Here is a 12,988-nt window from a genome sequence, read left to right as displayed (position 1 = left end):
AATAGGTAACAAAAAACTTAGTCTGATTTACTACCTAGTCCAATGTAATGAATCTCAAGAAAACTGTCTAGAATTTGAACTCAGTATCGCACTAATACTACATTATTTTGATAGGCTTTCCCCAGAGACGGGTTAGTGACTTTCTTGTAACGAGAGATAAGACATTATCATCTTCATCATTTCTTTTTTTATAATCGGTGACATAAGTTCATTCCGACGAGAGGCTGAATGGATAATGCCTTCCAACGCATCTGCAAGAATACGTGCTACGACTAAGTAGTCAGTTTTAGTATCATTTGAAGGAGCCGCCGCTCGGATGATTACTTCATAGCGACGATGATACTCACGCTCAAAGGTGTCATAAAACTCCCTCGGAGCAAGCGGAACTTCATGGATCAGAATGCGATGCAGATTTTGGTTAGTCGAGTGAAGTGCAATAAGCCCATCAATTAACTGGCCAATATGTTGTTCGAGAGAAACCGGTTCTTCTTGTTCTTTGATATCAGGAAGCACGCGTAGTATTTCATCAAGATGCCGTTTTCGAATAGCTTCGGCAATCGCCAAGTTATTTGGAAAATATTGGTACAGCGATCCGATACTGACGCCTGCGGTACGTGCTACCTCATTAGTTGTAAAATTAGCCCAGCCTTTATGAGCTAAAACGCGAGCACCGGCTTCGACGATGATCTCCACCGTGACTTGGGAACGCTGTTGTTTAGGGGATTTGCGCATCACGCGATGGCCTGTAGGAATGCGAGTAGCCATATACGACCTCTATTATTAATATAAGCAAATGCTCATATTTTGGATTTTACCAGAAAGAGCAAACTTATTCTTATGGAGTGTCCGTCATGTTTACAAGTTCAACCAATAATCGAGAAGTTAAACTCATACGCCATATACAAGGGGAAATTCACCCCGAAGATTTTACCATTATAGAAACGCCCATTCCTGCGCCCGAGCCTCATGAAGTCATCATCCGGAATCGTTGGTTCCGTGTATCTATATCAACAAGGTTGATGGCACAGGAAGATGCAAAGGCCGCTGAAGGAATTCCATTCCCACCGCTTAATCCTGGAGATACTTTGGCGGATGGCGCGATCGGAGAAGTTATTCAGGCCGGAGCAGCCAGCTGTCTACCTGTTGGTAGCCTTGTCATGCATCCGTTTGGTTGGCGGAAATATGCAGTGGTTAAAGAGCAAGATTGCAAGCTCATCGACTGCAGTGAACCTGATCCCGCAGCTTATCTCGGCCATGGTTGGACTGCCTATGCTGCATTGACCCGAGGTGTACAGGTGAAAAAAGGTGATACTGTATTTGTTTCCAGTGGAGCAGGGGCCATAGGTTCGATGGCAGGGCAGATAGCAAGGATCCTTGGTGCGACACGAGTGGTTGGTAGTACGAGTAGTTCCAACAAGGCCAGATGGATGCAAGAAAAATTGAGTTACGATGCCGTCGTCACCCGCGACGGCGGTCCAATGATCGATCAACTGGCGAAAGCTGCACCTGAAGGTATCGATGTCATCGTAGATATGGTGGGTGGTGAACAGCTATCAGCTGCCATCCAGCTGGCTAGCAATGGTGCCCGTTGTGTTCTACTTGGGGCACTGACCGCTGAGCTGAACGTGAAAAAGGCATCTTTGCAAGCACCAGTTACTTTAGATAGCTTTCAAATCATTTTCAAAGACATGACATTACGTGGCTTCAGTGCGGATCATTCGCCTGACGCATTTGAATTTTGGTTGCAGGATCTGAAAACATGGAAGCGTGAAGGACGCATTCATCTCCCATCCGTCACCTTCAAGGGAATAGAAAATTCGATTTTTGCCTTGCAGGAGGCCTGTGCTGGTCGTCTTAAAGGTGTGATCCTCGTTGAGCTATAAAGCTGAAGCCATCCATATTTTTTCACATTGGAGTTAATATGATTAACACATATCATCGCGTAGGAAACGGCCCGCATCCCATCCTCGTACTTCACGGCTGGTTCGGTGATGCACACTCGTTCGAACAAATTGAACCTTGGTTGAATGGAGATGCATTCAGTTATGTGTTCATGGATTATCGCGGATACGGGGGGATGAAAGAAATACGCGGAGCCTACACCATCGATGAGATTGCCTCCGACGCATTAAAACTTGCTGATGCTCTCGGCTTTTACGATTTTAGCTTGATTGGCCACTCGATGGGAGGGATGGTGATCGAGCGGATTGCAACACTCGCGCCTAATCGAGTGCGGGCACTCGTAGCTGTTGCTCCCGTTCCTTGCGGTGGTATTTCGTACGATATTCCAACGCGCCGCTTACTTGAAGATGCCGCAGAACGACTGGACAATCGAAAAACCATTATAGACCGTAGTACTGGTGGGCGATTGCCCGTATCTTGGGTCGAATGGAAAGCGGCGTATTCAATATCAAATTCCTCTTTGGAAGCATTTTCTGCGTATTTTTATTCGTGGGCTGATACTGACTTTAGCGAAGAGATTATTGGTTCACACCCAGTAAAGGTACTCGTGGGCGAGCATGATTCAACATTCAATACAGAATTAATGGCTAGAACTTATCTTCGACGTTATCCCCATGCAACTGTTGAGATTATGGAAAATGCTGGCCACTATCCGATGAATGAGACTCCACTAGTGCTTGTTAGGATTATCGAATGTTTTCTTAAAAATCACTAGTCTAGCGCAAGTCAATCTTTCTGGTCGCTTTAGGTTTAAAGTAAGATAAAAATAAATGCCCTAATATAGTTTTAAAAATAATAGGTTAGGGCATTTGATAGGAAAGGGTTTGCTTTTGAGGTGAATATGGACAAATTTAGCTTTTAGCCCAAACATCCAAATGGATGTGCATTTGATTTCTTTCTCATCGCAGATGCACTATTTGGCACATTCTTAGATACGGTATTATGTGGTTGGGTTATTGAGCTCAATACCATTTTATCTTTTAACGCCGTGAATTATGCCATGGATCATCAGAATCTGAGTCAGTATTTTCTATCATATCCAGATAGAGTAATTCAACTTCAGCTCTTGCCCAAGGCGTTCGACGAAGAAACTTTAAGCTCGATTTAATACTTGGATCTTTATTAAAGCAATTTATTTTAATGGTGCGCCCAAGTTGGCTCCAACCGTATCTATCAACCAATGCATTCACTTGCATTTCAAGTGTAACGCCATGTAAAGGGTCTTTCGATTTATATTCATTCATTACGGTATTTCCGAAGCATAGGCTAGGTTATCATTTAGCGCATATAAATAAGCTGAACACGATGCTAAGTCAATAGGGAGCTCACAATACCTGAGCCACTATGTCCTATTATTAATGCAATATCTTATTTAACATAATATGCATTATGCGAACCTAGGTATAAAATGAAGAAATCCAGCGTTCTGGCTGGTTAATTGTGTTGGTTCTTTTTGGCTTCGTTATAGTCATTAATGAACCTTGTTACATCGGTTAACGTCATTTTGAAATGCGTATTATTGCCATTTTTGCGTCTTGGCGGTAATTCGATACCAAGCAACTTATTGTTATCTAAACGTGCATTGCTATAGTCAATCCAGCCAATTTTAGCCATTTGCAAAAAAGATTCTTCATCAATCCAAACAGTCTTCATTTAATTCATTCCCTATAAATTATCGCTGAAAGATTCTTTCGTCTTCGACCATAAAACTGTTGAGTTGCTATTAGATCGAACAATTAAAATCCTGTCAACCAGTGGCGCAAGCGCGGTTTCGTGTTTTTCAAAAAAGCCCGCCCGTTTTATCGGCGAGCGAGCTTTGGGTATTTCTGAAATTTTAGCGTGTCGCCTTACATGCCTAACGGCATATAAAGAAACTTTATTCTGATATAATCACAAAAGCTATATTCATAAATAAAATGACTGTTAATAGAAACCCCATTAGCGATATCCGCCCCCCGCTCTCGCAGTGAGCGAACATCGCTAACAGGGTTCTGATTAAAAGAGAGATTGATAAATAATTAGAATGTAACGTAATAAAAAATTAGGATAAAGGCGAAACAATCCGAGCTCTAATCAAAATATACATGGTGTTTTCAGTTTCAGATTCTGAGGTGGAATCAAACATCCAACCAATTAACGGGATAGAAGACGCAATAGGTGTTGAGTCTTTTTGATTAATCGCGTTATGTTGAATTAACCCACCAATAAGCAATGTATCACCATCTTTAAGCTGAACGGTCGTCTTAATGGTGCGTTCGTTTAAAATGATATCGGAAGCTGCGGTAACATTAGAAATTGAGCCGGAATTAGACGATAAATCTAACATAATCGAACCGTCACCCAGTACGATAGGCGTAACCCGTAAGTTAATTCCTACATCACGGCGCGTGATGGTTTGGAACGGATTTTTGGCGTCAACGCCCTCTCCAACCAGTTTTCCTGTCACAATCGGCACGTTTTGGCCTGAAGAGATAAAGCCCTCAGAGCCTGATAAGGTTAAAATACGGGGTACAGACAAAATTTTTGAGTCCTGAGCGCCTTCTACAGCTGTTAATGCCAACGATAATATGTTGCCTGAGAATATGCCAAATGCCGCTCCCTTGGAGGTCAGAGAGTCGGATAATGAGGTGGTATTGATACCCCCAACAATGTTTGAATCTGAACGCTTACCTGCTGCAAATGAAAAATCAAACGATGAACCTTTGCCAACCTCGAACATAATCGCTTCAATCAGAACTTGTTCTGTTTTCACGTCAATATCACGAATAAAGGAGCCAATATTATCAAAGTTGCCTTTAACGGTCGTCACAATCAGTGAATTGGAAGCCGCATCGAGCACGACGTGTGAACCTGATGTGGGTAATGATTTTAAATAGATATCGACAACGGGTAAGGCAGATTTAGCCGTAATACGCTGAAATTTAAAGGTGCGTGTTTCCATCTCCAAAAACTTAGGTGCGGATTGAACTGGATAATCTAATAAATTGTCCAGTGATGAGCCATTATCTTGATAATCTAAGCTGTTGGAATCATCATTACTTTCAAGCGGTGTCATATTAAGGCGCGTTTGTTTCACATCAATAGTCGGGTTCGCTTTAATAATCAGTGGACTCCCAGACACAACTTCATAACCACGAGAAGCCAGGACTGAAATAAAAAAAGCATCAATATTAGAGGCGTCCACATCCGAATTATAAATGGTAATTCGCCCATCAAAATTGCTGGGTAAAACAACGCCCTTTCCTGATAGCTGCGAATACCAATTCACAAACTCCGTCATGGGCGCATTATTCATTTCTAGTAATTGAGCGTGTGCGCAGGAGCACCACAATAAGAACGCCCCTATCAAGCTATTTACATGTGACTTCATGTGAAACCCCATTTAAATTTAATGACACTTTACAGGGCGATACCTGCGAAATTTTTATGCCTGCATTTGTTAAATCGTCTTCAGATAAAATGCCATTTGGTGTTGAAAATCGGTATTGAGTCTGATTACCGTGCTTCACGTAAGAATCAATAAAAACGTCAGAAAGTGGCAAGATGGGTGTTTCTGACGTTGATGGCCAATACTTGTGATAAAAAAATTGCCCTGAAAGGCACAGGAATATTCCCAAAAGAATTAAGCTGAGTCGTTTAGAGCGTTTGAAATAGATTTTTGTTAAGCGCATAAAAAAGCTCACATTAATTTTTGTGCGTTTTAAGACGTAGTAATGCGGAGGCAAAACACAAAATGCCCCATGCGCATAGAAATCAGAAAATTGCTGTTTGGTGTCATAAGCGGAATACAAAGGCCCACCTTGGTAAAACCAACGGTCAGTGACTAATGCAGTCGGTGAATCCCCGTATTTCACGATAGCCATGTGGATTTTCGGGAGTTGAAAATGCCCTAATGTCACTAATTGCAATAACCAATGAATATAGGGGATTTTTAAACGGTCAGCACGACGGCAATACACCACGTGTTCCGCAAACATCAATCGACTCTGTTTATCGACAACATGAAGACTTTGCACAAGGAAAAGAATATCCCAGCCGAGCTTTCGCGCATGTGCAAACCAATTGATTAACTCCTGTCGGCTCTTATCTGCCCAAGAACGCGAGTTAAACCATGTTCCGCATTCGTCCAAGACCAGTAAGCCATTGAGTGACTCATCGTAAGTAGAATTACCGCGCCCAATTGACTCTAAATCAATGATATTGGGTTTATCAGGAATACGTACCAGATTAATATTTTTGGCGTGATAACCAAACATCCCTGTTAACGAGATATTTAAGTTTGTCGCCACCTTACGCCCATTCATTAAGTAATCGCGGATTTTATACACGGCTGAGAGTGTTTTTCCTGAACCGAGTTTACCCGTGACAAAATAGACCGCCATTTCCCCTCCTAAAGTGAATAAGCATATGAATGCGTTAAATGACCATAGTAATATTCAAGGCGTGTCGGTATAAACGGGATGATAGACATAACATCACCTTATATAAGATAAAAGAAACATTGAGAACGCAAATGCCATAACGTCCCACACAGTAAAATCCACTTAAATCGCTCCTAATGCCGTTGCAATACGATGTTTCCATGACAAAACCATGGCAAGAACGTAATCTGAAATGATGATATAAACGCAGGTTTCAAAATTTGAGGGTAAAAATAACGAAAAGGCATCAATAAACGGGGAAATATACGTTAATGAAGTTGAGACCCAATTAATGAGTGCCGAGATAAATCCACCAAAAACATAGTTCACTACAGCATAGGTAATAATGACACCTGCAATATATTTAATGATTTTCCATAAAAAAGAAGCTGCAACGTAAATACGCCATGCATTAAACAACCATGTAATCAGTGCAGGTAACCAAGCCAGTAATAACGGCATAATGCGCTCCTTTTGGTATTAACTTTCTTTTGCGGGCGTTGCTGAAATTGAATGCATTAATTTCGTGAACGTGAACCACAATGTAAAAAAGAAAAAGACGTAATAAAGAAAGTCTTTGATTTTATTTATGTATTCGCAAGAAATAGAAAACTCATAAGGATACCCACCAAATAAGATAATCGGAGTGCATTCTTTATACTTGGGCAAAACTTGATAAATGGATTTGACTAAATCACCCACTCCAAAAATTGAGGTAAATGTCCCATAAGCTTTAAAATCGTCTCTAAAATCAATCGTATCAGAACGAATCGAACCGTCTAATTGATTGGCAATCGAAGACAGTTGTAAATTGCTTGGTAAGTGGGAAGTTAAACCTGACAATTGTTCTCGATAGATATTTGAAAATGACCTGACAAACGCATCTCCTTGCATATTGGAGGCGATATCCCCATACAGTGAAAACTCATTGTCATTGCGATACCCAAATTCGGCATTAAATATTGAATTAGGCTCTTTAATCGAGGGGCTAAAATAGGTGCTGTAAGTGGTATCAAAAGAATTCAGCCATTCGGAAAAAGAGTGTTCTTCTGGGCGTAAATAACGCTCAATCTTTGCAACGTTTCCATCAATATTAGCGAGCCTATCGTCTATCGATGATGCTTTATCTTTGATGGAATTCAGGTTTTTATCCATGGATGATGTGGTTTTACTGATACTTTGTGTATCTGTACGAATTGAGTTTAAAATACCGGCATATTCACCTGACGCACTCCCGCCTCCATTACCGCCTTCGTTGCCGTTACCACCTTCGCTGCCGTTACCACCTTCGCTGCCGTTACCACCTTCGCTGCCGTTACCACCTTCGCTGCCGTTACCACCTTCGCTGCCGTTACCACCTTCGCTGCCGTTACCACCTTCGCTGCCGTTACCACCTTCACTGCCGTTACCACCTTCACTGCCGTTACCACCTTCGCTGCCGTTACCACCTTCGCTGCCGTTACCACCTTCACTGCCGTTACCACCTTCACTGCCGTTACCACCATCATTACCATTATCATTTTCGATAATTTCGCTATCACCAGTATCTAAATCAGCGACTCCAATTGTTGCCCAATCACTTGTAATACGAAGTGGATTTTCTTGTTTTAATATAACGGAACCAACTGAAAAGTATTTACAGCCATTTTCTGCATTATTAAATATATAATCTTTACCATCATGCGTTGGGTTTTTAACTGTAGTGTTATATAACGTGGGTTGTTTTAAACAATATTCTTCCAAGCTACCATGCTCAATAGAGGGACATCCTTCTTTTTTATCTAAATTATTGTAAGAATAAGCAGATTCATTAGGGCAATAAAAAGCGCGATAAGTTATCGTTAATATCGCTGAATTGGCTTTATCGGTTAATGAATATTTTGGTTTATCCTCAACCCAATCAACTGTACATTTTACCTTTGGATTAAATTTAACCGATAATGATGGCGGAGATGCATTTGGGTTTCTATTCGGTAGTTTAATATATTTTTCGGCAATCGTTCTCGGAGCAATAGAAAAACTACGTTCAAGAAAACAATCACTCGCTTGATAAGTTTGAAGCGGATATTCAAGAGTAAATGATGAAGACCAAAAACCCGTATTAGGGTCATATTGAGAGACTTTATAATTGGTATCAGATAATGTCACATTATACGTTTTAATTACCGCATTAGAATAGAAACTAAAACCGAGTAATAAAAAGAAAATAAAACGCATAATTGAAAACCTTGTTATTTAAAAAAATGGGGCACGAAGCCCCAAAGAGGATATAACGCTGAGTCAATAGCGTTAGACTTTTGATGCCACTTTTTTAAACATCTTAATGGCTAAGAAACCACCGACAACAAGCGCGATAACAGGCCACGCCAAATCAATCATGCCCGTTGCGGTACTGCCAACTCCTGTAATTGCATCTTGCGCAGCTTGCGGAACTGTTGACGTTGGTGTTTCAGCTGCAAAAACAGCAGGAGAAGCGATGGACGCGGTAGCAACAATGATTGTTGCTAATGTTTTTTTAAACATAAATCACCTTTCTAGGATAGTTCACGAGTTAATCGGTCAAAAAAACCGACGAGATAACCAGCCGCAAAACCTGAAGCAACAATTGATGAAAATAACGCAATTAATCCAAGCATAATTACCTCGGAGCGGTTAAGCGACCAGCAATAAATGACAATAAAAAAACAATGAAACCAGAAACGACATAAATAAAATCTCTTAACTCAAAAAGTAATGACGGTTCGAAATTAAACATGCCCTTTCCTATTAAAATTAATTAAATTTATTTTTTATCAATGGGGATTAATTTAATATTTCGAGAGAATTTTAATGCACCAAAATCCCCCACATCATATGAATCTATAGATAATGTATAAAAGCCCGCAGGATATGCAGCCTGATCTTTTTCCAGACCAATCATGAATTGCTTGGGATAAATACCGCCATTATAAATATAGGCTTTTTGCTCACGGAAATGTAAAATTTCACCTGTACGAGTTGAAGTGACTTCTTTTGTTTTAACTGCACAATCTTCAGCGTTTAATTCAATTTTAATCATAATAAATTCATCCTAATTATTTTTAAAAAGGTGTTTGAGAAAGCTTTAATTTTTCGCTCATTAAAGTTTGGTATAAAGTGTGATATATAGGCGGTATATCAAAACGTACATTTAGATCTTCAAGGTGTTCTTCCCTAAGAACCATAGAAAAAACTTTTAACATATCACCTTCATGATAATGAAAAACTTTAGCAAGCGTTGCTGATGCCTGTTTGCGTAACCATCGAACTTTTGCTTCAATGGAATCAATGGCTTTACGAACAAAAAGCGGTGGAATAGAAGTTGGTACAGTCGGATTAATTTGAGCAGAATAATCACATAGCCCAGTATAAATTCCTGCGATATTTAGCAATGTATCAATTGAAAGCCCTTTTAACTCGACCTCTGAACGATACCAAATACCCGAAACCTTTTGTTCCAATGCTTTATTGTAAATACGCCAGTAAATACGAGATTGACGAGAACCAATATTGACGATTTCTTTTGTCACACATCCATTGGCATCAATGCCATTTGATGTATCGAGTTTAGGTTTGGGACCTGCTCCACCATAGAACGCATCAAAACGATAATCCCGTAATGCCGCTTGACAGGTAAAAATCCCATCATAATCATCGGTTGCTAAGTCGAGACGTTTTAATGTAAAAATATCAAGGTGTTTTAACCACTTATGAATTTTTTGTGGTGTTGTTCCACTAAATACATGAGCACAACCTAAACCTGAAATTTGAACATAAAATGTATCGTTATTACCTCCCCAAAAAATCACACCGCAATGATCTGAGCCACCTTGGTCACTATACAACAGTGCGGAATCACTATATGCAAAACCGCCCTTACCCCTTGGCAGCCCCATAACTAAGCCAAAAACAGAAGCTATCCATGTTTTTAAACGAGAAAAATAGCATTCTATTAAGTCAGTATCATATTGATTTAACTGCTCATCGGTCATAGTGTTTGATGGGATCTCGGGGATCCCTTGAAACTCAGGCAAACATGCATAACGTGGTTCAGTTTGATAATGACGATAAGAAGGTAAATATTGAAATTTACGCCATTCAAAACCCTTTTCTTGAAAAGTATGAACATCTTTCATGACTGAAATGGGTGCGGAAAAAGCTAAATAGTCAATAAAAACAGAGCGAGTTGATTGATTACTCATAGCAAGCTCTCCCTGTAACCTAAGAAATTCCCTGAAATAGCCGTGGTTGGCGCTAAGATAAAATTATCGTGAAAGCAGTTTGAACACTCTTTAATCAATTCCTCAAAGGAACGGTAAAAATCCCACTCAATACCGACTTGAGCGTTAATGCCATACCCTTCTATAAAATCGAAATAGACAATGTTCATAAAATACCATGTATACATATTACAAATTATATTTCATTTGAAGATATACCTGTTACATATTACATGTCAACTAGTAATTGAAAATATGTATACATGTTATAGGATCTGAGTAGGCAACTAATGAGAGAAAAAAATATGACAGAACCACTGATTAAAACAGTTAGGCTAAAAGACACAGAATCCGCTGATTTAAAAGAAATTTCTTATAATTTAACAAGAAAAAATATTATGAATGGGCTTAAAGCGGTGTATAGAGAATCTGATATTGTTCACTTTGTCTTAGAGAACAAAATTCATGATGTAGATGTAAATGAAAATGGAGAGCTATTTTTCAAAAGTGACATAAAAAAATAAAATAATTACAGAAATGATAATATGTTTTGTTTTTAGATAGTTGCCTGAAATATTGTAGTTATCCTGAGACTACCCCCGTAGTACAGCACGGGGGTTTTCATATTCCTTGTAACATTTGTGAAAATGGAAACCACAAACACTATGCAAAGTATATTTGAAATTATTAGTTTTATTGCATCCATAGCCTCCTTACTGCTTGCTGTTGGTGCGATTTGGCTATCAATCGTATTTTTTAAAATGTCTAACGAGGCTGCTAAAGAAACAACAAAGGCAGCAAGTGAAATTCAATCAAACGTTGAAAGATTAGAAAAGCTATTTGATAAGTTATATTCGGATACATTCTCTATGATGAAAGATACAGTGACAGATATGAGAGAGCATATTTGGAAAAAACCTAATGAAATTAACGAAAATGATGATGAAAATACATTAGAAAAAGTCAAAGAAACATTGAAAAATGAAATAATTTCACTGGTTGACAATAAAATAAAAGCAATTGATGGTAATGAAGAAAAAATCAAAGAATTAGAGCTGTCGATTAACAATGTTATTGATTCGAAAATTAATAGTAACAATCTTCCAACGTTAAAAGATAGACTGGTTTTAATGGCGTTAATAAGTGCTAATGCACCGATTAAACTTAAATATCTTCGTGAATTATGGGCTGCTAAATCAGATAATGAATTTCCAACAGAACTCTTATTTACATATAGAAATAAAGGCTCTATTACGTGGGATGGCAGTCCTGACATCGTATCTAGTGACTCTGTAATTTTTAAAGTTAAGACACTTAAAAATGAAGATAATTAATTCACAAAATTCACTCTATGTGTAAAGACGAACATTTGAGGTTATAATGTCAAATTTTAATGATGATATGAATGCAATGATTTCTTATTATGCAGGTAAAGCCGCCATAATTTTAGGAGTATTAACGTTCGCCATGTTTTTACTCACATCTAAAGTTAACGCCATTGAATGGAAATATACGTTATATTTAGGAGCTGCAACTGCTTTCTGTGCGCTAGTAAGATGGAAATTGTAAGCTAAATGAGTATGTTATGATTAAATGTATTTTAAAAAAAGAAACACTACTTCTTGCTATAATAACAAGTGCTTCTTATTGCTCTGCTTATTTTTTTGAATTAGGTTATGCAAACCATTTTAATTATTCAAAAGACCTTATTTCCATAAGTATAATGAACTTATTACAGATGGGCTTTGGGTTGTTTATGTTTATATTCATAATCACAGGGATAATGGATATGCTTGTAAGCTTAATAAACCCATTGGGTATTATAGGTAAAATAGCAAAAAACCTATTCTCTTATTTTTTCCTATTTATCATCATGTTAATGATTTTATTTTTGAATGGTAATGTGAATTTTAAATACTTAGCTATTTCTATAGGGATATTTGCATTGCTAGTTGTTATTGTATCTTTCCCATTCAAAGAGAAATCGAAAAATATTTTTGAGAGCATCAATAATAATATTGAAAAAGAGTTGGTAGATAGAAAATCCAGCGTTAGAGAAACAAGGTTGTCAACCGATATGTTAGCAATTCTTTTTATTTTAATTATATTTTCATTAATAATTACTTCACTGGGTAAATATGGTGCAAGAACTAAATCAGTATTTTATTCAATTGAAAAGAATAATATGACATATGTAATAGTCAATAAGTATAATGATTATTTTATTGCTAAAAAAATCAATAAAGACAAAGAGCTTGAAGATGATACGTATATATTTAACATTACTGAGTTAAATAATATTCCAATGCGGGAAATTAAAATAGTAGCAGGCGATTGATTAACACAAGATGAAAAGATAAGAGGTCA

At 38.2% G+C, this 12,988-nt stretch carries 17 protein-coding genes; 6 read left to right on the top strand and 11 right to left on the bottom strand.

What is annotated here, in order from left to right:
* Positions 1-132: 132 nt before the first annotated feature.
* The gene (locus tag J6836_RS06760; RefSeq protein WP_219247899.1) at positions 133-765 is read right to left on the bottom strand and encodes a TetR/AcrR family transcriptional regulator; all 633 of its coding nucleotides are present in this window, start codon (positions 763-765) and stop codon (positions 133-135) included.
* A gap of 86 nt (positions 766-851) precedes the next feature.
* Here J6836_RS06760 and J6836_RS06755 point away from each other — a divergent pair, with 86 nt between their 5' ends.
* Both J6836_RS06755 and J6836_RS06750 read left to right on the top strand, forming a co-directional pair.
* The gene (locus J6836_RS06755) at positions 852-1,883 is read left to right on the top strand and encodes an MDR family NADP-dependent oxidoreductase (RefSeq protein WP_219247897.1); all 1,032 of its coding nucleotides are present in this window, start codon (positions 852-854) and stop codon (positions 1,881-1,883) included.
* Between the two features lie 38 nt (positions 1,884-1,921).
* Entirely contained in the window at positions 1,922-2,677 is a 756-nt protein-coding gene (locus J6836_RS06750) for an alpha/beta fold hydrolase (protein WP_219247895.1), read from the top strand.
* Between the two features lie 265 nt (positions 2,678-2,942).
* Here the strand turns inward: J6836_RS06750 and J6836_RS06745 are convergent, their stop codons facing one another.
* The 10 genes from J6836_RS06745 to J6836_RS06700 form a co-directional block, all read right to left on the bottom strand.
* Positions 2,943-3,206: a VF530 family DNA-binding protein gene (locus tag J6836_RS06745; protein WP_219247894.1), complete on the bottom strand. Its 264-nt coding sequence runs from the start codon at positions 3,204-3,206 to the stop codon at positions 2,943-2,945.
* A 190-nt stretch (positions 3,207-3,396) separates the two neighbouring features.
* Positions 3,397-3,615, bottom strand: coding sequence for a hypothetical protein (locus tag J6836_RS06740; protein WP_219247892.1), 219 nt, complete (start codon positions 3,613-3,615; stop codon positions 3,397-3,399).
* Positions 3,616-4,003: 388 nt separating this feature from the next.
* On the bottom strand, positions 4,004-5,332 hold the full coding sequence (locus J6836_RS06735) for a general secretion pathway protein GspD (RefSeq protein WP_219247890.1): 1,329 nt from the start codon (positions 5,330-5,332) through the stop codon (positions 4,004-4,006).
* The gene (locus tag J6836_RS06730; RefSeq protein ID WP_219247888.1) at positions 5,313-6,344 is read right to left on the bottom strand and encodes a zonular occludens toxin domain-containing protein; all 1,032 of its coding nucleotides are present in this window, start codon (positions 6,342-6,344) and stop codon (positions 5,313-5,315) included. The genes J6836_RS06735 and J6836_RS06730 overlap by 20 nt, the downstream gene beginning before the upstream one ends.
* A gap of 162 nt (positions 6,345-6,506) precedes the next feature.
* Positions 6,507-6,845 (bottom strand): hypothetical protein, encoded by a 339-nt coding sequence (locus J6836_RS06725; protein ID WP_219247886.1) that lies wholly within the window; start codon positions 6,843-6,845, stop codon positions 6,507-6,509.
* Positions 6,846-6,863: 18 nt separating this feature from the next.
* The gene (locus J6836_RS06720; protein WP_219247884.1) at positions 6,864-8,600 is read right to left on the bottom strand and encodes a hypothetical protein; all 1,737 of its coding nucleotides are present in this window, start codon (positions 8,598-8,600) and stop codon (positions 6,864-6,866) included.
* Between the two features lie 72 nt (positions 8,601-8,672).
* The gene (locus J6836_RS06715; protein ID WP_219247882.1) at positions 8,673-8,906 is read right to left on the bottom strand and encodes a major coat protein; all 234 of its coding nucleotides are present in this window, start codon (positions 8,904-8,906) and stop codon (positions 8,673-8,675) included.
* Positions 8,907-9,165: 259 nt separating this feature from the next.
* A complete protein-coding gene (locus J6836_RS06710; RefSeq protein ID WP_219247880.1) occupies positions 9,166-9,441 on the bottom strand; it encodes a single-stranded DNA-binding protein in 276 nt (91 codons plus the stop codon).
* Between the two features lie 22 nt (positions 9,442-9,463).
* Positions 9,464-10,603: a replication initiation factor domain-containing protein gene (locus J6836_RS06705; protein WP_210834086.1), complete on the bottom strand. Its 1,140-nt coding sequence runs from the start codon at positions 10,601-10,603 to the stop codon at positions 9,464-9,466.
* Complete coding sequence (locus J6836_RS06700) at positions 10,600-10,791, bottom strand: hypothetical protein (protein WP_219247878.1); 192 nt, start codon at positions 10,789-10,791, stop codon at positions 10,600-10,602. The genes J6836_RS06705 and J6836_RS06700 overlap by 4 nt, the downstream gene beginning before the upstream one ends.
* A 135-nt stretch (positions 10,792-10,926) precedes the next feature.
* Here J6836_RS06700 and J6836_RS06695 point away from each other — a divergent pair, with 135 nt between their 5' ends.
* The 4 genes from J6836_RS06695 (at position 10,927) to J6836_RS06680 (ending at position 12,959) form a co-directional block, all read left to right on the top strand.
* Positions 10,927-11,145 (top strand): hypothetical protein, encoded by a 219-nt coding sequence (locus J6836_RS06695; protein ID WP_210834089.1) that lies wholly within the window; start codon positions 10,927-10,929, stop codon positions 11,143-11,145.
* A gap of 141 nt (positions 11,146-11,286) precedes the next feature.
* A complete protein-coding gene (locus J6836_RS06690; protein WP_219247876.1) occupies positions 11,287-11,955 on the top strand; it encodes a hypothetical protein in 669 nt (222 codons plus the stop codon).
* 46 nt (positions 11,956-12,001) lie between these two features.
* Positions 12,002-12,190, top strand: coding sequence for a hypothetical protein (locus J6836_RS06685; RefSeq protein WP_219247875.1), 189 nt, complete (start codon positions 12,002-12,004; stop codon positions 12,188-12,190).
* A 16-nt stretch (positions 12,191-12,206) separates the two neighbouring features.
* Positions 12,207-12,959 (top strand): hypothetical protein, encoded by a 753-nt coding sequence (locus tag J6836_RS06680; protein WP_219247873.1) that lies wholly within the window; start codon positions 12,207-12,209, stop codon positions 12,957-12,959.
* The last annotated feature ends 29 nt before the right edge of the window (positions 12,960-12,988 follow it).

Source organism: Providencia sp. R33 (assembly GCF_019343475.1).
Lineage (GTDB): Bacteria > Pseudomonadota > Gammaproteobacteria > Enterobacterales > Enterobacteriaceae > Providencia.
The sequence above is the reverse complement of the archived record's forward strand: the minus strand, read 5'-3'. Positions and strand labels throughout refer to the sequence as shown.